Source organism: Levilinea saccharolytica, from assembly GCF_001306035.1.
Taxonomy (GTDB): Bacteria; Chloroflexota; Anaerolineae; order Anaerolineales; family Anaerolineaceae; genus Levilinea; species Levilinea saccharolytica.
This window is the reverse complement of the sequence record NZ_LGCM01000040.1, coordinates 1-23,431: the sequence shown is the minus strand read 5'-3', so window position 1 is coordinate 23,431 and position 23,431 is coordinate 1. Positions and strand designations below refer to the sequence as shown.

Genomic DNA, 23,431 nt, shown 5'->3' with positions numbered 1-23,431 from the left:
GGTGCAGAAATTTCTGCCTGCTGTTGATTCTTGATAAGGGATCTGCCCGTAAGGTTATGTAGATCCATCACGGAAGAACTGTTGGGCGTTGGCGTAGAACTGATCAAACACCGCATTGACTGTATCCTGCTGTTTGAAGATACCAACGGCGACGGCATCCCCACGGGGGCAGAAGCCCAAATCGCGGGCGGCGCGGTCAGCGTGACCGACCTGGAAGGTGAGACCAACCTGGAGGGCGTGACCGCGGTGGGTGAAGATCCGCTGTGCTTTGAAGACATCGCCGAAGGCAAATACAACGTCAGCGTGGCCCCGCCTGAGGGCTATAACGCCACCACGTTAATGAACTACGCCCTCGATCTGCGCGCGGGGGATCAATCTACCCTCGATTTTGGCGCGCAGCCCAGTTCGGCGGTGCTGCCCGCCGAAACCGAAGAGCCGCAAGGCCGCTCCCCGCTGTTGGCCATCATCGGCGGCGTGCTGGTGCTGGGCGGGGCGGCCCTGGGCGTGTATTACGTCCTGCGCCTGCGCCGGATTTAACGCGCTGCCCACTGCTTGCAAATGCTTTGCGCCGCTCCATGCGGCGCATTTTTTATCCGGCAAAGGGAACACGGCCCGTGTAAAACCTTATGTGTGGATCCCTTTTACGGTGTGATAGAATCAAATGGAAGATCGTTCTCATCGCGCCTCACTGCGGCCGCGGACGATGACTCATTCTCTTATCTGAGGAGTTGTACTGAATGGAGCAGGAAACAGCCACGTTTGCAGTTAAGAAAGGCCTTGCACAGATGCTGAAAGGCGGCGTGATCATGGATGTGGTCACCGCCGAACATGCGCGCATCGCGGAAGACGCGGGTGCGTGCGCTGTGATGGCCCTGGAACGCGTTCCGGCCGATATCCGTGCGGCAGGTGGGGTGGCGCGGATGAGCGACCCAGAGTTGATCCTCAAGATCATCGAAACGGTCTCAATTCCGGTCATGGCGAAGTGCCGCATCGGTCACTTTGTCGAAGCGCAAATTTTGGAAGCCCTCGGCGTGGATTACATTGATGAGTCCGAAGTTCTGACCCCGGCCGATGAAGAAAACCACATCTTAAAGCACGCCTTCAAGGTGCCTTTTGTGTGCGGCTGCCGCAATTTGGGCGAGGCTGCCCGCCGCATTGGCGAGGGCGCGGCCATGATCCGCACCAAGGGCGAGGCCGGCACCGGCGACGTGGTCGAAGCCGTGCGCCATGCCCGCACCGTCCTCGGTCAGATCCGCCACCTTCAGGCCATGCCGGAGGAAGAGGTGATGGCCTTTGCCAAACAACTCGGCGCTCCCTACGAAGTGCTCATGGAAACCCGCAGCCTGGGCCGGCTGCCTGTGGTGAACTTTGCGGCGGGCGGTGTGGCCACCCCCGCGGACGCGGCCTTGATGATGCAGTTGGGTGTGGACGGCGTGTTCGTCGGCTCCGGCATTTTCAAGTCGGGTGACCCCGCCAAGCGTGCCGCGGCCATCGTCAAAGCCGTGACGCACTACAACGACCCCAAGATTCTGGCCGAAATCAGCCGCAACTTGGGCGAGCCGATGGTGGGACGCCAGATTTCGGCCATCCCCGAAGCGGACAAAATCGCCGGACGCGGGTGGTAAGCCTATGCGTGTGGGTGTGCTCGCCCTGCAGGGCGCGTTCATTGAACATCAGGCCATTTTAGAGGGCCTGGGTGCGCAGGTGACCCAGGTGCGCCTGGCGGCGCATCTGGAAGGCCTGCAAGCCCTCATCATCCCCGGCGGGGAATCCACCACGATGGGCAAGCTGGCCACCGCCTTTGGCCTGATGGAACCGCTGCGCGAATTTGGCCGCCAGCGGGCCATTTGGGGCACCTGCGCGGGGGCCATCTTCCTGGCGCGCGACGCCCACCGCGACCAGCCGCTGCTGGAGCTGATGGACATCAGCGTGCAGCGCAACGCCTTTGGCCGCCAGGTGGACAGCTTTGAAGTGGATCTGGACATGCCGTATTTGAACATAAACGGCGCGAGCGAGGCCGCGGCGCCCTTTCACGCGGTCTTCATCCGCGCCCCGCTGATCGATTCGGTGTATGGTCAGGCGCGCGTGTTGACGCAGCTCCCCAATGGAACCATCGTCGCCGCCCAACAGGGGCGTTTGCTGGCGACCTCGTTTCATCCGGAGCTGACCGCCGACAGCCGCTTTCACCGCTACTTTTTGGAGTTGGCACGATAGACGTTCGTTCTTTTGCCTGGCATGATTGGGTTACCCTCTACCGCAACCGGCGATATTTACTGTCGTTAGATCGCGCGCAGCTCTTGACGCTTGGCAATCCGGTGGGGCTGACCGCCCTGCTCAGCAGTCTCGACCCCGCGCGCGGCAGTTCCACCGCGGTGGTCACCCCGGCCGAAGGCCCTCCCATGATTGGGCAAATGCTCTACCGCCTGGGAGGGCGTTCGGCCCATCTGTCGTTTCTGGTCCCCGGAAACCAGCCTGATTCTCCGGCGCTGCTGCCCCTGCTGGATTATTTGACCCAGCAGGCGGGCGAATGGGGGGCGTTTAACCTGCATGCTGAGGTGGAAGAGCGCAACCCTTTGTTTGAAAAACTGCGGCGGGCGGGTTTTGTGGTGTATTCCTGGCAGCACATCTGGCAGCTCAACCCCGAAACCCTGCCCGACGGCCAGCCTGCGCTGTGGCGGCCGGCCGGGGCTGCCGATGAACCTGCCGTCCGCAGTCTGTACCAATGTCTGGCGCCGCCGCTGGTGCAGAGCGCCGAAACCTTGCCCAATATGCGCCAATCTGGCTGGGTGTACCGCCAGGATGGGGAGCTTTTGGGCTATATGGAAGCCGTTTTTGGGCCGCGCGGCGTGGTTTTGCAGCCCCTGATTCACCCCTCCACCGATCGGGTGGAGGCGCTTATGCGGGCGCTGCCCCTGGCCCTGCCGCCTTTGTTGGGGCGCTCGCTCTATCTGGTGGTGCGTTCGTACCAATCCTGGCTCGATCCGCACCTGGAAAACCTCAGTGCGCGGGTTGGCCCGCGCCAGGCGCTTTTGGTGCGCCACCTGGCTCACATGCAGCGCGCGGGCGTCCCCGTGACGCAGAGCAGCCTGCTGCCCGGCATGGAAAGTGCGCGTCCCAAACCGACCGCCCCTATTGTTCACCCAATCGTAGTACAATCCAGACGATCTTCGTCTGAAAAAATGGAAACTGTAGATTTATGGCACAGAGACGCATAACCGATGACTTACAAGCCCTGCTGGATGTGCTGCCGCCGGAAGTTGCGCGGGCGGTGCAGCAGGCCAACAATTCGGATAATTTACTGGAAATTGTCTTAGACCTGGGCCGCGTCCCCGTAGCTCGCTTTGTGCAGGGCGAAGTGCAGCTCAGCTCAGAGGAAGTCACCCCTGCGGATCTGGACTGGGTCGTGTCGCGCATTGGCGAATTTGACGCCGACAACCGCGCCGGTTTGGAGCGCACCCTGCACCGCATCTCCGCCATCCGCAACCGCCGCGGCCATGTGGTTGGCATGACCTGCCGCGTGGGGCGGGCGGTGTACGGAACCATCGAGATCATTCAGGACCTGGTCGAGTCGGGCAAGAGCATCCTCATTTTGGGCCAGCCCGGCATTGGCAAAACCACCATGCTGCGCGAAGCAGCGCGCATTTTGGCCGAGACCAAGCGCGTCATCATCGTGGATACCTCCAATGAAATTGGCGGTGATGGGGATGTGCCCCACCCCGCGGTGGGCCGCGCCCGCCGCATGCAGGTGGCCACCCCCTCCTTGCAGCATGAGGTCATGATTGAGGCGGTGGAAAACCACAACCCCGAAGTGATTGTCATTGACGAAATTGGCCGCGAATTGGAAGCCGCCGCCGCCCGCACCATCGCTGAGCGCGGTGTGCAGTTGATTGGCACTGCCCACGGCCGCACCCTGGAAAATCTGCTCATCAACCCCACCTTGTCCGATCTGGTGGGCGGGATTGAATCGGTGACCCTTTCGGATGAAGAGGCCCGCCGCCGCGGCACACAGAAGACCGTGCTGGAGCGCCGCTCGCCGCCCACCTTTGACGTGCTGATTGAGATCCAAAAGCGCGATCACCTTTCGGTGCATCCCGATGTCTCCGCGGCGGTCGATTCGCTGGTGCGGGGCGCTCAGCCGGAATTTGAGCTGCGCTACCGCGACGAGAGCGATGAAATCCGCATTGAAAAACAGCGCCCGCCCGCGCCCACGGCCAACGCCCGCCCGCAGTCGGCGGGTTTGCGCCGCCCCGGCGGCAGCACCTTTACCCCCGCGCCTGCCCGCGGACCGGCGGGTTCTGCCCTGAACGACGCGGACGAGGACACCCAGAGCTTTGCCCAGGGCCTTTCGCGCCTGACTCCGGTGCGGGTGTACCCCTACGGCGTGGCGCGCAACCGCCTGCTGCAGGCCGCCAAACGCCTGGGCGTGCCGGTGCTGATCATGCGCGATATGGCCGACGCTGAGGTGATGATGACCCTGCGCACGCATTACCGTGGGCGCGAGCAGTCTGTGATTGACGCTGAGAACCGCGGCATGCCCATTCACGTGCTGCGTGCCAACACCATCAGCCAGATTGAACAGAGCCTGGCCGGAATTTTTAACATTTCCGCCGAAGCCCCGCTGCATTCTCTGGATGACGTGGCCGCCCAAACCCAAACCGCCATTGACGCGGTGATGAACGGCTCGCGCTGGGTGGATATGCCCCCGGCTTCTGCCCCGGTGCGCCGCATGCAGCATGAGCTGGCCCGCGCCGCCAACCTGGTGTCCCATTCTTACGGCAAAGAACCGAACCGCCGCGTGCGCATCTTCCGCGAGTGAGTCCGTAGTCAACGAGGCAAGCATCCCATGTTCATCACCCTGGAAGGGCCGGAAGGCAGTGGAAAATCGTCGCAGCTGCCCGCATTGGCTGAGTTTCTCCGCTCCCGCGGCTACACGGTGTTAACCACGCGCGAGCCTGGGGGCACGCCAATCGGCGATCAGGTGCGGCAGGTGTTAACCCGCATGGAAAATCAGGGCATGTCGCCGCGCGCCGAAACCCTGTTGTTTTGCGCGGCGCGCGCTCAACTGGTGGATCAGGTCATCCGCCCGGCTTTGGCCCGCGGCGAGGTGGTCATCAGCGACCGCTACGCCGATTCTACCCTGGCCTACCAGGGCTACGGCCACGGCAACGACCTGGCGGTGCTGCGTCAGATGCTGCATTTCGCCACGGGCGGCCTGTGGCCGGAGCTAACCCTCTTGCTGGATGTGGATTCCGCCGCTGGGCTGGAACGCCGCCGTTCCAGCGGGGGAGAATGGAACCGCCTGGATGACTACGCCCTGAGTTTTCACCAGCGCGTGCGCCAGGGATATTTGGATTTGGCCCGCAGCCAGCCGGAGCGCTGGGTTGTGGTGGATGCTTCGCAGCCGATGGATGCCGTTCAACAGGCTTTGCGCCAGGTGATTTTGCGCCGCTTGGAGCCTGCTCTTTCTTAACTTCACCCGCACATGGGTGGAAAGGTTTCTACATGTTCACACGCAAAGCTGTGATTTTTGCCGGGTTGGTTTTGTCTTTACTTCTCTCCGCCTGTTCGGGGGCAGCGGCTACCCCCGCTGCATCGATTGCCAAAGAGCCGATTCCCACCGAGACCCCTGCTCCTGTCGAAGGGGAGCCCACCCTGGTGCCCTTCACCGCCAGCGGCCCCGCCACCTGCACGGTGCAGAGCGTTTTGCCAGAGCTGGACCCCACCCAACAGGCCATGTTTCCCGCCATCACCGAAAAGGATCACCGCCTGGGTGAAGCCAGCGCTCTGGTGACCTTCATGGAATATTCCGACCTTCAGTGCCCCTACTGCGCCCAGTTGGAGCCGGTGTTGACTCAGCTCTACCAGGATTACCCCGAAGATGTCAGCCTGATCTTCCGCCATTTCCCGCTCTCCATCCACGATAAATCCGTTTTGGCGGGTCAGGCTGCCGAAGCCGCGGCGGTGCAGGGTAAGTTCTTTGAAATGAAAGATGCCTTGTTTGCCGCGCAGGCCGAGTGGGGCGCGCTGAGCGCTGAGGAATTCAGCGCATATGCCAAAGAGAAGGCCAAGTCGCTGGAGCTGGATGTGGATCAGTTCGCCGCTGACCTGGAATCGGACGCCGTCAAGGCGGCTGTGCAGCAAGGTCTGGACGAAGCCATGAAAATCGGCATCCCCGGCACGCCCTTCTTGATCATCAACGGCCGCCCCTATCAAGGCCCGCGCGATTACAACAGCCTGGAAGCCATCCTCCGCCTCATCCGCCTGGGCGACCGTCAGTTTAAAGAATGTCCCGAAATGGCGATTGACCCGGCTAAAACCTACACCGCCACGTTCAAGACCACCCAGGGCGACATTGTGGTGGAGCTTTTCGCCAAACAGGCACCCTTCGCCGTCAACAGCTTTGTCTTCCTGGCGGAAAACGGCTGGTTTGATGACATCATCTGGCACCGCGTGATGCCCGGTTTTGTGGCTCAGGCGGGCGACCCCAGCGGCAGCGGTTACGGCGGCCCGGGCTACGCCTTCAGCAACGAAGTTACCCCGGAGCTGCGTTTTGATACGGCCGGAATTTTGGGCATGGCCAACGCCGGCCCCGATTCCAACGGCAGCCAGTTCTTCATCACCATGGCCCCCCAACCGGCCCTGGACGGACAATACACCGTCTTCGGCAAGGTGATTTCGGGCATGGATGTGGTGGAAAAATTGACCCCGCGCGACCCCGCGGCGGGGGGTGAGCTTCCCGCAGGGGATAAAATCCTCACCATCTCGATTACGGAGCAGTAAGCCGACCTGTGAACGCTTCTCGCGGCACTCATCTGCCTTCCATTGCCCTGCTGGCCGTCAGCGGGCTGGGCCTTTTGGTGTACTGGGGCTCGGCAGCGGCTTTTGCGGCGGGCGGCCTGTATATGCTGGTGATGGACGGCAGCCTGAGTGCGCAGACCTTTAGCCTGTGGACTCTGTCCTCGACGGCGCTGTTCTTTGGTTTGCTGCTGCTGCCGCCCCTGGGATGGGCCTTTCTGCGCCTGATTGGGCATGAGGGGCCGGTTTTGCCCCGTGTGCCGGGGGTGCAGCGGTTTTTGCCCTGGTTGTGGGCGCTGTGGCCGCCGATTCTGCTGCTGGGGCATCTGGCCTTTCGCCTGGAAAAAGCCGCCTGGCTGGTGCTGCCCCCCCTGCAAATCCTGGCGGTGTGCATCCCCCTGGCGTGGTTCTTTCATTTGGGCAGCCGCGGATTAGAAAAGCTGCGCCCGCCGGTGGGCTGGGGGCTGGTGGCCTACGGCCTGTCGCTGTCGCCCATCCTCATCATCGGCCTGGAAATGGTGATGTTGGCGGGCGCTTTTGTGCTGTTGGTGCTGTTCCTGATGAATCGGCCGGACCTGATGAGCCAGCTGGCCCCGCTCTCTGAGCAGATCCTGAATCAGCAGCTCGCGCCGGAAATGCTCTTGCAGCGCGTGCGCCCGCTGCTGATGCAGCCTGGGTTGATCGCCGGGGTGCTGGCCTTTATGGCCGGTATCGTGCCGGTGGTGGAAGAGATCTTAAAGCCGGCGGCTTTGTGGCTTCTGGCTGGTAAACGGATGACGCCTGCCCAGGGGTTTGTGGGCGGTTTGCTGTGCGGCGGGGTGTTTGCCCTGATGGAAACCCTGGGCAATCTGTCTGCGCCTGCCGAAGAACTGTGGCTGGTGCTGGTGGCCACCCGCGCGGGCACAGGGCTGCTGCACATGACCGCCAGCGGTCTGGTAGGTTGGGGGTTGGCCTCGGCCTTAGGTCAGGGCCGCTATCTGCGCCTGGTGGGGGCTTTCTTCTGCGCCAGCCTGCTGCACAGCCTGTGGAACGTGGCGGCGCTGGTCATGGGAATTGCGCCCGTGCTGTACCCCGTTTCGGCGGCGGCTTCTGCTGGCACGGCGGCGTGGCTGGGGCGGGCGGCCCCCTATGTGTTGGCCGGATTGATGCTGCTGCTCTTTGCCATTTTGGGCGGCATGAACCAGAAGCTGCGCGCGCAATCCGCGGTGTCAGCACCGCCGTCCGCTTCCGATTTTACGGAAAATATCAGGTAGAATTGGGCTTGAGATTTTGTTTGCATAAGGAGTGATTTCAATCATGGATTTTATGGAATTAATCAAACTGGCCGTAGACTTTCTGCTGCACATGGACAAGTACTTGAACATGATTGTGGAAGCCACGGGCGTTTGGACCTATATTGTGCTGTTTGTGGTCATCTTCATTGAGACTGGTTTGGTGGTGACCCCCTTCCTGCCGGGCGATTCGCTGCTGTTTGCGGCGGGGGCCTTGGCGGCCTCGGCGGCGCATGTGCTGGATGTGAAGATCCTTTTCTTTGCCCTGGCGGTGGCAGCGGTTCTGGGCGATACGGCCAATTACTGGATCGGCCACTATATTGGCCCCAAGGTGTTTAAGACTGAAAGCCGCTGGCTGAAAAAAGAATATCTGGACCGCACCCAGGCGTTCTATGACAAACACGGCGGCAAAACCATCTTCCTGGCGCGCTTCATCCCCATCATCCGCACCTTTGCCCCCTTTGTGGCCGGCATCGGCAAAATGCGCTACGGTTATTTCATCACCTACAACGTGGTGGGCGGCATCGTTTGGACGGCGCTGTTCATCTTCGGCGGCTACTTCTTTGGCAACCTGCCTTTTGTGGAAGAGAACTTCTCCCTGGTGGTGATCGCTATCATCCTCATCTCGGTTTTGCCCGCAGTGTATGAGTATTTCAAAGGCCGCCGCGAAGCCAAAGCGGCCGCTGCCCAGGCGGCTGAGTAAGCTGCCCCACAGTCCAACCCTTTGGGAGGCCCGTAACCTACGATGAAACGTGAAACCCTGCGCAAGATCCTCAAATTCTTGTTCACGCACCTGGCGCATGTGGACTATCAGGGCCTCGAAAACTTGCCCCCCACGGGCGGGGTGCTCATCACCACCAATCACGTAAGCCGCCTGGATACGCCCCTGCTGTTCGTCAACGCTGTGCGCCCCGACATCACCGCGCTGGTCACCGATAAATATCTGGCCTACCCGCTGATCAAGTGGTTCACCAACACTGCCGAAGGCATCTGGCTGGACCGTACCAAAGCCGATTTCAGCGCCTTTGCAGCGGCCTTTAAGGTGCTTAAGGAAGGGCGCGCCCTGGGGATTGCCCCCGAAGGCACCCGCAGCCACACCGGCAGCCTGCTGGAAGGCAAATCGGGCAGTCTGCTGCTGGCCACCAAAGGGGATGTGCCCATTGTGCCGGTGGCGGTCATCGGTTCGCAGTACATTTTGCCCCAACTCAAACGCCTGCGCCGCCCCAAGGTGATCGTGCGCTTTGGCCCGGCCTACAAACTGCCGCCCATTGACCGCGACGACCGCGAGGCCTCGATGCAGCGCCTGACGGATGAACTCATGTGCCGCATTGCGGTGCTGCTGCCGGAGGAGATGCACGGCTTTTACGCGGGCCACCCGCGCATTGCCGAACTGCGCCAGGAACTGAACCTGGGCTGAACCGATTTTACAGAGAGACCCAAAACCGCCAGGCATCCGCCCGGCGGTTTTTTGTTTTTTCCTTTTGGCTTTCGGTATACAATCAACGCACACGTATATCAAACCCGTACGGCAACCCGAGGAGGCTGGCATGATCTCATCTGCGCTGTGGATTTTGGCGGCGATGGCCGCCTACGGCGGCCTGCATTCGCTGCTGGCCTCGCACGGCTTTAAACGCAGGATGGAAAGCTGGCTCGGCCCGCGCCGCTACCAGCGCGGTTACCGCCTGTTTTTCAACGTTTTTGCCGGGCTCAGCTTCCTGCCGGTGCTGTTCCTGCTGGTGCGGCTGCCTGACCGTCCCCTGTATACCCTGCCCTTCCCGCTGTGGATTCTCACCGGGGCGGTGCAGTTGGCGGCGCTGGCGGGCATGGCCCTGGCGGTGCAGCAGACCGGTGCAGCCAATTTCCTGGGCCTGGAGCAGTGGTTTTCGCCGCAGCGTGCCGCCCAGCCGCACAGCATGACCACCGGCGGGCTGTACGCCTATGTGCGCCACCCCATCTACACCTGCGGGCTGATCGTTCTGTGGCTGACCCCCATTTTGACCGTCAATTTGCTGGCCTTTAACCTGGGCGCCACCCTCTATATGACCCTGGGCGCGGCCTGGTTTGAGGAAAAAAAGCTGGCCGCCGAATTTGGCGAGGCCTACGCCGCCTATCAAAAGCGCGTGCCCATGCTCATTCCGCGCCTGGGGCGGCGGCGGGGCTGACGCGTGAACCGTATGCCGCTGCTGTGGCTCTCGCTGGCTTTCCTGGCGGGCATCCTGTTGGGGGATGGGCTGGGCTGGCCGCTGTGGGCCTGGGGAGCGGGCGCGCTGGGGGCGCTGATCCTGGTTCTGGCCGAGCGGCTTCTGGCGCAGAGGGTCTGGGTGCGCGCCTGGCGGCGGGCCTCTCCCCTGGCGTTGGGCTGGCTTCTCTTGGCGGGGGTGCTGGGCGCGGCGCGCCTGACGCTGAGCCTGCCCGCGGCGCCGGGGCCGGGGGACCTGGGGGCTTACGTGGACCGCGGCCCGCTGAGATTGGAAGGGGTTATCCTTTCCGATCCAGAAGCGGGCGGCGAGCGGGTTTGGGTGCGGGTGCGGGCGCAGCGCCTGGCCTTGGGCGAGGGGGAGTTTCAGCCGGTGGAGGGCCAGCTGCAGGCGGGGCTGCCGGCTTTGCAGGACTGGCGTTACGGCGACCGCGTGCTGCTCACCGGGCGATTGCAGCCGCCCCCCAATTTTGCCGGTTCCGATTACGGCCAATTCCTCTCGCGGCAGGGGGTTGCGGGGTATATGGGCTACGCACAGGCGCAGCGCCTGGGCAGCGGGGGCGGCAGCCCCTTCCTGGCGGGCCTATATGCCCTGCGCCGCCGGGGGTATAAATTTATCAACAGCGCTCTGCCCCAGCCCGAAGCCGCTTTGCTGGCGGGCGTGGTTTTGGGCCTGGAGAAAGATTTACCCCCCGATTTGCAGAACGCCTTTCGCGACACCGGCACAGCGCACATTGTGGCTATTTCCGGCTTTAATATTGCCCTGCTTTCGGGCCTGTTTTTTGGCCTGTTCCGGCGCTTTTTGCGCCGCTACCCGGCTGTGCTGGCGTCCATTGCGGCGGTGTTTGCCTACACCTTCCTGGTGGGGGCGCAGGCCTCGGTGATGCGCGCGGCCATCATGGGCAGTTTGTGGCTGCTGGGGCGCGAACTGGGCCGCCGTTCGGCGGGGGTCAACAGCCTGGCTTTCAGCGCCGCCTGCATGGCCCTGGCCCAGCCGTGGATTGTGTGGGACGCGGGGTTTCAGCTCTCCGTGTCGGCCACGTTGGGTCTCATTCTTTACGCCCAGCCGCTGCAGGAACGCTTCACCGCCTGGGGCGAAAAACGCCTGCCCGCCGGGTGGGCGCAGCGGCTTTCGGGGCCGGTGGGGGAATATTTCCTCTTCACCCTGGCGGCTCAGCTGACCACCCTGCCGGTGGTGCTGGTGCATTTTCAGCGGTTTTCATTGGCAGCTTTGCTGGCCAACCCCCTGGTGCTGCCGCCCCAGCCGCTGGTGATGATCTTGGGCGGGACGGCGGTCTTGGCGGGGGTGGTGTTTGCCCCCCTGGGACGGCTGTTGGCCTGGCTGACCTGGCCGGTGCTGGCCTACACCCTGCGCGTGGTGGAGGGCATGGCCCGCCTGCCCTGGGCCTCGGCGGGGGTGGGGGTGTTTGGTTGGTGGGAGGCGCTGCTGCTGTATGTACTTATCTTTACCCTGGGGGCGGTATGGGTGCGCCCGGCGGCCCTGCCTCTGCGCCGATCGATGACTTTGCGCCTGGGGCTGGCGGCTTTGGCCGCGGCCTTGGTGCTGCGGGCGGCCTGGGCTGCGCCGGATGGACGGCTGCGCATTTTGGTGCTGGAAGGCAGCACTCCGGGTACCTTGGTGCAAACCCCCACAGGCGGCCGCATTTTGATCAACGGCGCACCGGCTTTGCTGGCGGGAGACCGCCTGGGCCGCACGCTTTCCCCGCTGGATCCCCATCTGGATGCCCTGCTCATCGTGCAGCCCTCGGCTGACAGCCTTCAGGCCCTCACCGTGCTGGCCGAGCGTTTTCCTCCACAGCAGGCCCTGGCGGTTCCAGGGCTGGTGGATTCGCGCAGCGGGCTGGCCCTGGCCGAACTGCTGCTGCGTCGCCGCTGCCCGCTGACCGACCTGGCTGTGGGAGAACGCCTATCCTTGCCGCCGGACGGCAGCCTGGAGGTGGTGGCGCTGTCGCCCGCGGGCGCGGCTTTGTGGATGCAGCAGGATGGGGTGACTGTGCTGTGGCCGTCTGGGGCTTCCCCCGCACAGATTCCGCCGCGTGCCCGCGGGCCGCAGGTTTTGATCTTGGGCGAAGCCGATTTGCGGGAGGGAACCGCGCCGGAAGCCTGGCTGGGGCTGAGGCCGGGCCTGGTGTTGGCGCCGGTGGAGGCACCCGCGGCGGCAGACCGCTGGGTCAACACGCGCACCTCCGGCTGGGTGGAGATCACCGCGCAGGGCGGGCGGGCCTGGGCGCAGTCAGAGCGCGCGCCCTAATTGGCGCTGCGCGCGCTGAGGCGCTTGAGCACCGCCTGCAGGGTGGGCGAAGGCGCGCTTTGCGGCGTGTTCTTGTGCTGGTCTTTGCTCAGGGTATAGGCGGCGTTTTCAAACAGGGCCGCCACGGGCGTATTGGGGCTGCTCACCAGCAGGGGCTTGCCCATGTTGATGGCGCGCACGAAATCGTTGGGGGCGTAAGGCAGCACCAGTTTGATGGTGGTATCCAGGGCTTTTTCAATTTGAGTTTGTTTCAGCCCTTCGCCGTCAAAGCTCTGGTTTAATATCAGCTTGATTTTTTCCGGCGGGTAGCCCAGCTTTTGATAGGCATCCATCGAGGCGGCCACGGCCCGCACCGAGGCCATTTCCGGTGCGATCATCAGCAGGATCACATTGGCGAAATCCAGCATGTGAATGGACACTTCACTGAAATCGTGGGGGGTGTCGATGATGATGTAGTCGTACATGCTGCGCAGAATATTCATGGCTGCCCGTACCATATCGGGGGCCACCATTTCGGCGTCCGAGGGGGTGGTGGGCCCGGCGATGTACTGCAGGCCGTTTTTCCAGGTGCCGGTGATGGTTTTGAGCACGTCCTCGGTCAGGTCGGCCACGTTGCTGCCGCTCAGGTCCGACCAGGTGCGCCGCAGGGGTTCATTGAGCATCAGGGCGATCTGACCGGCGGTCAGCACGGCGTCCACCACCAGGGTGGGGCGCTGCCACAGCTCGCGCAGGGCTACGCCCAAATTGACCGCCATGCTGGAGCAGCCCACCCCGCCCCGCAGGCTGTGCACGGCGATGATGGTGGCGTTTTCCACCGGCTTTTCTTTGGACATGCTGCGCAGGTTGCGCATTTTTTCGCCGCGCGACAGCAGCACCCCCACGCGCGCCACCAATTCGGGGGGCGCGAAGGGCTTGCTGAGGTAATCGTCCGCCCCAGATTCAAAGGCCTTGAGCTTGTCGCCCAACTGGTCGCGGCTGGTGAGGATCAGGATGGGCATATCGGCAAAGCGCGGGTTTTCGCGCAGGCGCCGGGTCAGTTCGTAGCCGGTGATGTTGGGCATCATCACATCGGTGATGACCATATCCGGGTCGAGGGCGTTGACCGCATTCAGCCCCTGAAAGCCGTCTGCGGCGAAGTACACTTCGTACCCCAGCGGACTGAGGGCGTGCTCAATCATCTTATGAAAAATCGGTTCGTCATCAATCGCCAATACGCGCGGCATACCTGCTCCTTACTTTTCTAAGCTCACGAAAAACGCTTCCAGGCGGTTATAGGCCTTTTCGATCTCGTCCACCAGCACGCTGGCGGTTTCGATGTCTTCCTGCTTGCAGCTTTCTTCCAGCCGCAGCACCAGATCCAACAACTGCACGGCGTTAAAGTTGGAGGCCACGCCCTTCAGGTTATGCGCCTGCAGGGCCAGTCCGCGCGCATCCTGCGCCGCCAGCAGCTCGCGCAGCTCGGTGATTTTCACCGGCAGGGTGTCCAGCAGGGTTTGGAACATCTCTAAGAAGAATCCGCGGTCGTTGCCAAAGCGCGGCAGCAGGGCGGCGATATCTACCGGCGCGGTTGGGCCGGCGTAGGACAAGGCGGCGGAGGGCGACCCTGCTGTCTCTTCCCCGACCGGCGCCGGAAGCTGACCCCAGCGGCGCAGCACGGAGTACAGTTCCGCCGGGTCCAGCGGCTTGGCCAGATAGTCATCCATGCCCGCGGTGAAACAGCGTTCGCGGTCGCTGCTCATGGCGTAGGCGGTCATGGCGATGATAGGGGTGTGGCGGTAGGGGCCTTCGAAGTGGCGGATATGTTGGGTGGCGTCGAACCCGTCCATCTCCGGCATCTGTACGTCCATCAGCACCAGATCGAAATGACCCTGCTGGTATTTCTCCACAGCGACCCGCCCGTTTTCGGCGGCGACCACCTTGTGCCCGGCTTTTTCCAGCAGGGCTTTGCCCACCCGTCGGTTGATCTCATTATCTTCGGCTAGCAGGATGGTGAGGCTTTTGGGCTTGTCGGCGGCGTCATCCAGCGGGGCCATCGGCAGGGGCGGCAGCGAGCCGGTGGAGGGGCGCAGGCCAAACTGCGCCGCCAACACCGTCACCAACTGCGAGCGCCGTATGGGTTTCATCAAATAACTGCGCTGGCCCAGCCCGCTGATGTGCTGAATGTCGCTGCGCTGACTGACGCTGGAAAGCAGCACCACCGGCGTTTCGCTGATATCGGGGTGGGCGCGAACGGCGCGCAGGGTCTCCTGCCCGTCCATTTCCGGCATCCACAGATCCAAAAAGACCAGCCGGAAGGGATCTCCCTTGGCGCGCGCCTCCAACAGGGTTTGCACCACCTCGCTGCCGTTTTCCAGGCAGGCGGTTTGCAGACCCAGGAGCTGTAAATGCTTACTTAACACCATGCGGCTGATCAAACTGTCGTCCACCACCAATACGCGCGACCCTCGGAGGGCTTCCAGACTGCGGTGCGGCAGGGGAGCCGGGGTTTTGGTTTTGCGAAAGACAGCCGTGAACCAAAAGGTGCTGCCTTTTCCGGGCTCGCTGGCCACGCTGATCCGTCCGCCCATTCTTTCCACCAATTGACGGGAGATGGAAAGCCCCAGGCCGGTGCCCCCGTAGCGGCGGGAGGTGGAGGTATCGGCCTGAGAAAAGCGCTCAAAAATGGCCTCCAGCCGTTCGGGGGGGATGCCCGCGCCCGTATCCGAAACCACAAAGCGCACGGTCAGATCCTGATCGGTCTCCGCCGCCAGGTTGGCTTCCACGAACACGTAGCCGTCTTCGGTGAACTTGACCGCGTTGCCCACCAGGTTAATCAGCACCTGCCGCAGCCGGTCTGGGTCGCCAATCATCACTGCGGGCAGTTCGGGGGCCACCAGGGTGGCCATTTCGACCCCCTTGGAATCGGCGCGCATCCCCAGGGACTGCGCCACCCCCTCCACCACCCGTTCCAGGTCAAATTCCACATCTTCCAGGGTCAGCTGCCCGGCCTCGATCTTCGACAGGTCCAGCACATCGTTGAGGATGGTCAGGAGGGTTTCGGCGCTTTCGCGGGCGGCCAGCAGGTAATCGGTTTGCTCGGCGTTCAGCTCGGAATTCAAGGTCAGGTTGATCATACCCAACAGGCCGGTCATGGGCGTGCGGATTTCATGGCTCATGTTGGCCAGGAAATCGCTCTTGGCCTGATCGGCCATCTCGGCCCGGCGGCGCGCTGCCACCAACTCGGTGATATCGTGATACAGGCCCAGCACGCCGATGGCCTGGCCTTCCACCACCAGGGGCACGCCCGAGACTTCCACATCCACCAGGGTTCCATCGCGCCGCCGCCGCTGTCCGGTGACCTGAATCATCTCGCCGTCCAACACCTTCTGGGTGTAGGAGGCCGCTTCCACATAGGCGCTGCCGGAAGAAAGCAGCGAATCCAGGTCGGCGCCCATCACCTCGCTGTGCGAAAAGCCAAACAGTTTTTCAAACTGGGGGTTGACCGACAGGATGTGCTTTTCCAGGTCCAGCGTGACGATGGCCGCCGGGCTGATATTCACCAGGGTTTCCAGATACTGTTTTTGGCGGCGGATGGTGGCTTCGGCCTCGCGCCGGGCGGTGATGTCGCGGATGATCAAAATCCGGCCGGAAGGTTCGCCTTGCAGCACCAGCGGGTAACTGGTGACCTCAAACCAGCCGGGACGGTTGGGGAACTGCATCTCCCCACCCAGGTGGTCCAACGCGGGGGCGGTGTTGGCCGGGCCGAACAGGGCTGTCTGTACCTGGGTGCGGATCAGGCGGTCAAAACTGGTTTCCAGCCAATCCACCGCGCTTTTGTTGCAGCGCACGATTTGCCCCTCGCGGTTGGCCACCACAATGGAATCCTGCACGGCGTCGAAGATGGCTTCCCATTCCTGCTTGCCGCGGGTCAAAATCTCTTCCAGGCGCAGGGCGCGCTCGTTTTCTTGCTGAAGGTCGTTGTTGGCGCGCAGCAGGTCGGCGGTGTGATCCAGAATCTGCCGTTCCTGGCGCTGAGAAATATCCAAAACCTCGTCCAGGCGGCGGCCCATCGCATAGGCGATGACCGCAAACCACAGGGGAATGCTCAGACTGATCCAATGGATGGGTTGGGTTGCCAGCAGGGTGCGCAATGTGCTCCCCGAAAAAAGCGGCAGCCCCCGCGACCACGCATCCGCAAGCAGCCCCGCCGCCGGAAAAATGAGCCCGCTGAGGAACCCATAAAGACCGTACCGCCCTGCATAATTGAAACCGGTCGAAGCCTGGCTGTTCATGGAGGATACCCTTGGAAAAACGGCGGATTCAGTTGGGAGGGCGCCGCAGCACCCTGACCCCCTGCTGGGAGGCCCAGCAAATGTGCGCAAGGTTTGGCTGCTTGGTAGTATTATACAGCCGATGTGGAAAAATGATTAATCAGACAGCCTATAGGCTGGCGGCAATTGCTGCGCACAAATGGTGGGAGAAAAGCCAGACACAGATTATAATAGACCCCAATCGTGCCAGCGCGGCGGCGGATGTCTCCCCCGGCCCGTCTTTAACATTTTTGGAGTGAACCGACCCCTGGGCTGCCGGGTAAAGCTTTTCCCTGCTTTATTCACATAAATTCACACGAGCCAGGTCGGTGATGGGGAGCCGCAAGGCAAAAACAGCAGCAATAAACAGGTTCTGAAAACCTGCTTGGCCTTTGTGCACATATTGTTTTTTGAGGAGTGGACGCAATGAAAATAGAAAACGGCCGTTTTGTGGTTTATGGGAATGCTCTCGACGCGAGGCAATCTCAAAAAACGATCAAATGGCAGAACATGTTTATCAAGAAGTTCCATTACGACCCCAACGAGAAATATACCCTCTCTTTAGAGGAAAATCCCTACCTGGGGCCGATTTTCGGCCTCAAAAACATCGTGCGCGGGGATCACGGTGCGCCCATCGTGCGCGAGAACGCGGTGATTTGCTCGACGCTGCGTATGGGTTTCGGCCATTTCCGCATCGCTATGGCGGGCGTGTCCTGCGCGCGGGCGATGGGTTTTCAGCCCTACTGGCTGGACTTGCTGGCCATCCCCGGCATCACCACAGATGTGATCGGCTGGTGCAACGACAACTACTCGCGTTTTTCCCGTTGGTCGCAGAAAAGCGCCTTGTTTAATAAGTACGTGTGGGAATCGGTCACCACAGGTGAGCCGACCCTGCCGGGGCTGAACGCCTTCCTCAACAACTGGATTGTGGGCTGGCCGTGGCGCTTCTTGAAAACCAACGTTAAAGATTACAAGATGAGCGAGCTGTTCCGCAATCTGCATCAGGCTCTGCCCTCGGATATGCCCATCCTGACCGCTCACATGTGGAACTGCATGGGCGCGGTGGCGGGCGGCATGACCAATGTGGTGGATATGATGTTTGACAACTGGCCGATGGCGTTCCAACTGACCGAAGGCGCCAAGCACGCCGTCCAGTCGCCGTCGGGCTATTACGGCTTCCGCACCATGCGCGGTTTCGACGACAAAAACCGTATTTTGAACCCCGTCCCCGAAGACGCCCTGTATTACACCGGCCACCATGTGGATCATGAACTGGTGGAAAATATCGAAGAAGACTGCGCCGCGCGCCTGCAGCGTATGAACGACAACCAGCCGCGCCGCTTTTTGCTGACCATGGGCGGCGCTGGGGCGCAGCGCGAGCTGTTTAAAGCCATCATTGAACACTGCCTGCCTCTCATTCAGGCCGGAAAAATTGCCCTGTTTGTCAACCTGGGCGACCACAAGTCCAATTGGGACTGGCTGCAAGCCGAGCTGGCCGACAAAAAAGACATGCTTCACACCCATTTCACCTGGGAAGACACTCAGGCTTACGCCGACCAGATCCGCACCGAGCCCGCCAGCGGGCTGCATGTGTTCTTGTTTGACAACACCTTCCACGCTGTGTATGCCACCAATTACATGATGCGCGTGGTGGACGTGATGATCACCAAACCCAGCGAACTGGCCTTTTACCCCGTGCCCAAGATTTTCAACGAGCGCGTGGGCGGGCATGAGATGTGGGGAGCCATCCGCGGGGCAGAATTGGGCGACGGCACGGTGGAAGCCCGCTCGATCCCCCAGACCCTGCAGGCCATTGACATGCTGACTCACCACAACGACCTACTGGAGATGTTCTGCGACTGCATCGTGAAGAACAAGAGCATTGGCGTGTACGACGGCGGGTATAAATCGGTGGAACTGGCCACCGGCAAGAAATTTGAGCGCAAGCCGCGCGCCTAAGCCCGCCCACGAAGAATCAACCACAGATGAACCCCGGCTCAAACGGCTGGGGTTCGCTTTTTAAGCCGTTTTTGCCGCCTCTGCGAACTGGACGTTTACGAGTTTACTGCTATGCTTAAATGTAGGAGTTTCTCACCCCCGACTGGGTGAATATCTTCACTTTGTTTGTCGTGCACTCCGGAGTATGCTGAAAGATGAACTTTGAAGATCATTCAAGCCCAGAATCGTTGGTGTTCATGGTGTCAGTCTTACCCCTACCCTGAAGAGGAGACGAACTATGCCATCCCTAAATGAAGTGCTTGCAGTGATTCTGGGCGGAGGCCGCGGCAGCCGCCTGTACCCGCTGACGGCGGAACGCTCGAAACCAGCCGTTCCCATCGCCGGGAAATACCGTCTGATTGATGTGCCCATCAGCAACTGCATCAATTCGGGGCTGTACCGCGTGGCGGTTTTGACCCAGTTTAACTCGGTATCCCTCCACCGCCACATCGCCAACACCTACCAGTTCGACAGCTTCCATCAGGGCTGGGTGCAGATTTGGGCCGCGGAGCAGACGGTGGAATCCACCGATTGGTATCAGGGCACCGCGGACGCTGTGCGCAAACAGCGCTTTGAAATTCAATCCACCCGTGCCAAAGACATCCTCATCCTGGCGGGCGACCACCTGTACCGCATGGATTACGCCGCCATGGCCCAGTTCCATTGGGAAAACCGCGCCGATATCACCGTGGCCGTCCAGCCGGTTCCGAAAACCGAAGCCGGGCGCTTTGGCCTGCTGAAGCGCGGCGAAGACGGGCGCATTCTGAACTTCGCCGAAAAGCCCAAAGACCCCGCCCTGCTGCAAGAGATGGTCAGCCGCGACGACCCCGAGCGCCCCTACCTGGGTTCGATGGGTATTTACATGTTCCGCACGGATGTCCTCCTGGAGATGCTCAATGATCCCAGCCTGGAGGATTTTGGCCAACACATCATCCCCAGCGCTATTCAAAACAAAGAAGTTTACGGTTTTGATTACGACGGCTTTTGGGAAGACATTGGGACCATGCGCTCGTTTTACGATGCCAACCTGATGCTCACCCAGCCCAGCCCGCCGTTTAACTTCTATGACCCCAAGAAACCCATCTACACCCACCCGCGCTTTTTGCCGGGCACCAAGGTGCAGAACAGCCAGTTGGAAAATGTGCTCCTGGCCGAAGGCGGCTACATCAAAGATTCTGTGGTGCGCCGCTCCATCATCGGCCTGCGCAGTCAGATTTTTTCCAATGTGACCCTGATTGACACGGTGATGATGGGCGCGGACTACTACGAAGACCGTATGCCCGCCGGCGTGGATATCCCCATCGGCATCGGCCATAACAGTTGGATCGAGGGCGCCATTGTGGATAAGAACGCGCGCATCGGCAGCCACGTGATCATCAAGCCCTTCCAGCCCGGGGTGGATGTGGATGGGGACGGCTGGGTGGTGCGCGACGGCATCGTCGTCATCCGCAAAAACGCGGTGATCCCCGCCGGAACGCATATTGCCCCCGGGGAAATTGGTTGATCCTAAAGTCTCTGGGCAGCGGATGAATCGCGCCCAGAGACTATTTTGTTAAGGAGAAGGTATGACATTGGATCCGAAAGCCGACAAGGCAAAGACGCAAGATATCTCCATTAGCTGGCACGACATCAGCGCCGATGAGGTCCTATCCAGCCTGGAGACGGAGATACACAGCGGGTTGACCAGCGAAGAAGCCGCCCGCCGGTTGGAAAAGTTCGGCCCCAACCAGCTTCAAGAAAAACCTCGCCCGACCTTCTTGAAGATGGTCATTGACCAACTGAATAATTTCCTCGTCATTCTTTTAATTGTGGCCGCCGTCATCTCCGCCATCCTCGGAGATTACGTGGAAGCCATCGCCATTATGTCTATTGTGGTGCTCAACGCCGTGCTGGGCGTGGTGCAGGAAAGCCGCGCCGAAGAGGCTTTGGCTGCGCTGAAAAAGCTGGCCGCCCCCGATGCACAGGTGCTGCGCGACGGCCACCGCGTCAGCGTGCCGGCGCCCCAGCTGGTTCCGGGAGATATTGTATTCCTGGAAGCGGGTAATTTCATCCCCGCCGACCTGCGCCTGCTGGAAGCGGTCAATTTGCGCGTGGAAGAAGCCGCCCTCACCGGTGAATCCGTTCCGGTGCAGAAGAACGCCGCTGCCGTGCTGGATAAGGACATCCCTCTGGGCGACCGCAAGAACACCGCTTTCATGGGCACCACAGTCAACTACGGCCGCGGGCGCGGCGTGGTGGTCTCCACCGGCATGCGCACCCAACTGGGCTTGATCGCCGACATGCTGCAAAGTGTGGAAGAAGAAGAAACCCCCTTGCAGCGCCGTCTGGATGATCTGGGCAAGGTTCTGGGCTGGGGGTCTCTGGCCATCTGCGGTTTGGTGTTCATCGTCGGTCTGATTCGCACCGATTTTTCCTTCGCGGCCATCACCGAAATGTTCATGATCGCCGTCAGCCTGGCCATCGCCGCGGTTCCCGAAGGCCTGCCCGCCGTGGTGACTATCAGCCTGGCGTTGGGCATGCGCGAGATGGTGCGCCGCCATGCGCTCATCCGCAAGCTGGCTTCGGTGGAAACCCTGGGTTCGGCCACGGTCATCTGCTCGGATAAAACCGGCACGCTGACCCAAAACGAAATGACCGTCACGCGTATTTGGGCGGAAGATAAGATTTTCGAAGTGACCGGCAGCGGCTATTCCACCAAAGGCGAAATCCGCCTGGACGGTAAACCCGTGTCGGCCAAGGATTACCCCGCCCTGCTGGACACGCTGTGGGTGGGTGCGCTGAACAACGACGCCGAGCTGGAAGTTCTGGAGCAAAACGGCAGCACCACCTACCGCATGGTGGGCGACCCCACCGAAGGCAGTATCCTGGTGGCCGCCGCCAAAGCGGGCTATTACTCAGCGGATCTGCGCAACAGTTACCCCCGCCAGAATGAAATCCCCTTTGATTCGGTGCGCAAGCGCATGGTCACCATCCATGCCGTCGAGCGCCCCCTGCCTGAGGATAACATCGTCCTTTCAGACAACCAACACCGCACCTGGTACGCCATCGCGGTCAAGGGTGCGCCGGATGTGGTTTTGAACCTGTGCACGCAGATGGAAACCGGCGCGAACCAGATTGTCCCTCTGGATGACGCCCAGCGGCGGAAGGTGCTGGCCGCCAATGACCTCATGACCAAAGACGCGCTGCGCGTTTTGGGTCTGGCCTACCGGTTGGTTCCGGTGATACCTTCAGAAGTGGAGAGCAACGCCCTGGAAAAAGACCTGGTGTTTGTGGGTCTGGTGGGCATGATTGACCCGGCGCGCGTGGAAGTGAAACCCGCGCTGACCAAAGCCCGCACTGCCGGTATTCGCACCATCATGATCACCGGCGACTATCCCAACACCGCCCGCGCCGTCGCCGAAGACATCGGCCTGCTGCGCCCCGGCCATCAGGTGCTGACTGGCGCACAGCTCAATGAGATGGATGACGAACGCCTGCGGCAGGAAGTCAAAGTGACGGACGCCTTCGCCCGCGTTTCGCCGGAACACAAGATGCGCATTGTGGACGCGCTGCGCGCTAACGATGAGATCGTGGCCATGACCGGCGACGGCGTGAACGACGCCCCGGCCATTAAGCTCGCGGATATCGGCGTGGCGATGGGCATCACCGGCACGGATGTGGCCAAAGAGACCGCCGATATGGTGCTGACCGATGACAACTACGCCAGCATCGTTTCGGCCATCGAGCAAGGCCGCATTATCTACAACAATATCCGCAAGTTCGTGTTCTTCCTGCTGTCGTCCAATGTGGCCGAGATCATGATCATCTTCCTCTCGACCCTGGCGGGCCTGCCCACCCCCCTGACAGCCATTCAGCTGCTGATGCTCAACCTGCTCACCGACGGCGCCCCGGCCCTGGCCCTGGCCATGGAAAAGGGCGATCCGGACGTGATGCAGCGCCCTCCGCGCCCCAAGAAGGAATCGATCATCAATGGTTCCATGCAGCTCGGCATCCTGGTGCAGACCATCGCCCAAACCGGCGCGGTCTTAACCGCGTTTGGTGTGGGGTTATACTGGTCGGCCCAGGCGGCTGGCCTGGATACCGGCGATTCCTTCTGGCGCTTCCTGTTCAGCTTTGACTGGAAGAGCATTGATTATCAGACCGCCGAGACGATGGCCTTCGTCACCCTGTCAATGTGCGAGTTGTTCCGCGCCTACACCGTCCGCTCGGAACGCGCTTCGCTCTTCACCATCGGTGTGTTTTCCAACAAATGGATGCAGTACGCCGTGGGTCTCTCGATTGTGCTGCTGCTCCTGGTCACCACGGTGCCCTTCCTGCAGCCCATCTTCAACACCCATTCGATGTCTGCGGCGGAATGGGGTTTGGTGTTAGGGCTGGGCATCCTGCCGGCCATCGCCGAAGAGATCACCAAGTTCTTCCTGCGCGCCAACGACCGTAAACATCTTCACACGGTGTAACCCGCCGTTTTCACCCAATAACAGCGGGGCTGTCTGGAAAGAAGATCCAGGCAGCCCCAATATGGTTAAAAAGGGGGCAAAAAAGTCATTTTGGCTTGAGAAACAAAAAAAGCCGCCCTTTCAGGCGGCCAATTTTCTCAGATTATGGGCAA

At 61.4% G+C, this 23,431-nt stretch carries 17 protein-coding genes; 15 read left to right on the top strand and 2 right to left on the bottom strand.

The window, feature by feature from the left end; genetic code table 11:
• The first annotated feature begins 81 nt into the window (after nucleotides 1–81).
• The 12 genes from ADN01_RS12030 (at nucleotide 82) to ADN01_RS11975 (ending at nucleotide 12,535) form a co-directional block, all read left to right on the top strand.
• On the top strand, nucleotides 82–537 hold the full coding sequence (locus ADN01_RS12030; RefSeq protein WP_075071166.1) for an SdrD B-like domain-containing protein: 456 nt from the start codon (nucleotides 82–84) through the stop codon (nucleotides 535–537).
• Between the two features lie 200 nt (nucleotides 538–737).
• Nucleotides 738–1,625, top strand: coding sequence for a pyridoxal 5'-phosphate synthase lyase subunit PdxS (pdxS, locus tag ADN01_RS12025; protein WP_062416750.1), 888 nt, complete (start codon nucleotides 738–740; stop codon nucleotides 1,623–1,625).
• A gap of 4 nt (nucleotides 1,626–1,629) precedes the next feature.
• A complete protein-coding gene (pdxT, locus tag ADN01_RS12020) occupies nucleotides 1,630–2,214 on the top strand; it encodes a pyridoxal 5'-phosphate synthase glutaminase subunit PdxT (RefSeq protein WP_062416751.1) in 585 nt (194 codons plus the stop codon).
• Between the two features lie 83 nt (nucleotides 2,215–2,297).
• On the top strand, nucleotides 2,298–3,215 hold the full coding sequence (locus tag ADN01_RS12015) for a hypothetical protein (RefSeq protein ID WP_147238946.1): 918 nt from the start codon (nucleotides 2,298–2,300) through the stop codon (nucleotides 3,213–3,215).
• On the top strand, nucleotides 3,197–4,816 hold the full coding sequence (locus ADN01_RS12010) for a R3H domain-containing nucleic acid-binding protein (protein WP_062416753.1): 1,620 nt from the start codon (nucleotides 3,197–3,199) through the stop codon (nucleotides 4,814–4,816). The genes ADN01_RS12015 and ADN01_RS12010 overlap by 19 nt, the downstream gene beginning before the upstream one ends.
• Nucleotides 4,817–4,843: 27 nt before the next feature.
• Entirely contained in the window at nucleotides 4,844–5,470 is a 627-nt protein-coding gene (gene tmk, locus ADN01_RS12005) for a dTMP kinase (protein ID WP_062416754.1), read from the top strand.
• Nucleotides 5,471–5,502: 32 nt separating this feature from the next.
• Nucleotides 5,503–6,780, top strand: coding sequence for a peptidylprolyl isomerase (locus tag ADN01_RS20110; RefSeq protein WP_082389727.1), 1,278 nt, complete (start codon nucleotides 5,503–5,505; stop codon nucleotides 6,778–6,780).
• Between the two features lie 8 nt (nucleotides 6,781–6,788).
• The gene (locus ADN01_RS11995) at nucleotides 6,789–8,048 is read left to right on the top strand and encodes a PrsW family glutamic-type intramembrane protease (protein ID WP_062416755.1); all 1,260 of its coding nucleotides are present in this window, start codon (nucleotides 6,789–6,791) and stop codon (nucleotides 8,046–8,048) included.
• A gap of 52 nt (nucleotides 8,049–8,100) precedes the next feature.
• Complete coding sequence (locus tag ADN01_RS11990) at nucleotides 8,101–8,769, top strand: DedA family protein (protein ID WP_062416782.1); 669 nt, start codon at nucleotides 8,101–8,103, stop codon at nucleotides 8,767–8,769.
• Between the two features lie 42 nt (nucleotides 8,770–8,811).
• Entirely contained in the window at nucleotides 8,812–9,483 is a 672-nt protein-coding gene (locus ADN01_RS11985; RefSeq protein WP_062416756.1) for a lysophospholipid acyltransferase family protein, read from the top strand.
• Between the two features lie 130 nt (nucleotides 9,484–9,613).
• Nucleotides 9,614–10,228 carry a methyltransferase family protein gene (locus ADN01_RS11980; RefSeq protein ID WP_062416757.1) on the top strand — a complete coding sequence of 205 codons (615 nt, stop codon included), beginning with the start codon at nucleotides 9,614–9,616 and terminating at the stop codon, nucleotides 10,226–10,228.
• A 12-nt stretch (nucleotides 10,229–10,240) separates the two neighbouring features.
• Nucleotides 10,241–12,535 carry a ComEC/Rec2 family competence protein gene (locus ADN01_RS11975; RefSeq protein ID WP_062416758.1) on the top strand — a complete coding sequence of 765 codons (2,295 nt, stop codon included), beginning with the start codon at nucleotides 10,241–10,243 and terminating at the stop codon, nucleotides 12,533–12,535.
• On the opposite strand, the gene ADN01_RS11970 is transcribed toward ADN01_RS11975, so the two are convergent.
• Both ADN01_RS11970 and ADN01_RS11965 read right to left on the bottom strand, forming a co-directional pair.
• Entirely contained in the window at nucleotides 12,532–13,758 is a 1,227-nt protein-coding gene (locus ADN01_RS11970) for a response regulator (protein ID WP_062416759.1), read from the bottom strand. The two genes, ADN01_RS11975 and ADN01_RS11970, sit on opposite strands and share 4 nt — an antisense overlap.
• 9 nt (nucleotides 13,759–13,767) lie before the next feature.
• Nucleotides 13,768–16,806 carry a response regulator gene (locus ADN01_RS11965; RefSeq protein WP_062416760.1) on the bottom strand — a complete coding sequence of 1,013 codons (3,039 nt, stop codon included), beginning with the start codon at nucleotides 16,804–16,806 and terminating at the stop codon, nucleotides 13,768–13,770.
• Between the two features lie 444 nt (nucleotides 16,807–17,250).
• On the opposite strand from ADN01_RS11965, the gene ADN01_RS11960 reads away from it, so the two are divergent.
• The 3 genes from ADN01_RS11960 to ADN01_RS11950 all read left to right on the top strand — a co-directional run bounded on the left by ADN01_RS11960 (nucleotide 17,251) and on the right by ADN01_RS11950 (nucleotide 23,279).
• Nucleotides 17,251–18,783 (top strand): DUF6938 domain-containing protein, encoded by a 1,533-nt coding sequence (locus ADN01_RS11960; protein WP_062416761.1) that lies wholly within the window; start codon nucleotides 17,251–17,253, stop codon nucleotides 18,781–18,783.
• A gap of 277 nt (nucleotides 18,784–19,060) precedes the next feature.
• The gene (locus ADN01_RS11955; RefSeq protein ID WP_062416762.1) at nucleotides 19,061–20,326 is read left to right on the top strand and encodes a glucose-1-phosphate adenylyltransferase; all 1,266 of its coding nucleotides are present in this window, start codon (nucleotides 19,061–19,063) and stop codon (nucleotides 20,324–20,326) included.
• A 61-nt stretch (nucleotides 20,327–20,387) separates the two neighbouring features.
• Nucleotides 20,388–23,279: a cation-translocating P-type ATPase gene (locus tag ADN01_RS11950; RefSeq protein WP_062416763.1), complete on the top strand. Its 2,892-nt coding sequence runs from the start codon at nucleotides 20,388–20,390 to the stop codon at nucleotides 23,277–23,279.
• Nucleotides 23,280–23,431 lie beyond the last annotated feature (152 nt).

What these genes read in the sequence shown, in the direction of transcription:
- ADN01_RS11970 (WP_062416759.1), bottom strand. Translation starts at nt 13,758, where the DNA reads ATGCCGCGCGTATTGGCGATTGATGACGAACCGATTTTTCATAAGATG.
- ADN01_RS12010 (WP_062416753.1), top strand. Translation starts at nt 3,197, where the DNA reads ATGGCACAGAGACGCATAACCGATGACTTACAAGCCCTGCTGGATGTG.
- ADN01_RS11960 (WP_062416761.1), top strand. Translation starts at nt 17,251, where the DNA reads ATGAAAATAGAAAACGGCCGTTTTGTGGTTTATGGGAATGCTCTCGAC.
- ADN01_RS11985 (WP_062416756.1), top strand. Translation starts at nt 8,812, where the DNA reads ATGAAACGTGAAACCCTGCGCAAGATCCTCAAATTCTTGTTCACGCAC.
- tmk (WP_062416754.1), top strand. Translation starts at nt 4,844, where the DNA reads ATGTTCATCACCCTGGAAGGGCCGGAAGGCAGTGGAAAATCGTCGCAG.
- ADN01_RS11990 (WP_062416782.1), top strand. Translation starts at nt 8,101, where the DNA reads ATGGAATTAATCAAACTGGCCGTAGACTTTCTGCTGCACATGGACAAG.
- pdxT (WP_062416751.1), top strand. Translation starts at nt 1,630, where the DNA reads ATGCGTGTGGGTGTGCTCGCCCTGCAGGGCGCGTTCATTGAACATCAG.
- ADN01_RS11980 (WP_062416757.1), top strand. Translation starts at nt 9,614, where the DNA reads ATGATCTCATCTGCGCTGTGGATTTTGGCGGCGATGGCCGCCTACGGC.
- ADN01_RS11975 (WP_062416758.1), top strand. Translation starts at nt 10,241, where the DNA reads ATGCCGCTGCTGTGGCTCTCGCTGGCTTTCCTGGCGGGCATCCTGTTG.
- pdxS (WP_062416750.1), top strand. Translation starts at nt 738, where the DNA reads ATGGAGCAGGAAACAGCCACGTTTGCAGTTAAGAAAGGCCTTGCACAG.
- ADN01_RS11955 (WP_062416762.1), top strand. Translation starts at nt 19,061, where the DNA reads ATGCCATCCCTAAATGAAGTGCTTGCAGTGATTCTGGGCGGAGGCCGC.
- ADN01_RS20110 (WP_082389727.1), top strand. Translation starts at nt 5,503, where the DNA reads ATGTTCACACGCAAAGCTGTGATTTTTGCCGGGTTGGTTTTGTCTTTA.
- ADN01_RS11950 (WP_062416763.1), top strand. Translation starts at nt 20,388, where the DNA reads ATGACATTGGATCCGAAAGCCGACAAGGCAAAGACGCAAGATATCTCC.
- ADN01_RS11965 (WP_062416760.1), bottom strand. Translation starts at nt 16,806, where the DNA reads ATGAACAGCCAGGCTTCGACCGGTTTCAATTATGCAGGGCGGTACGGT.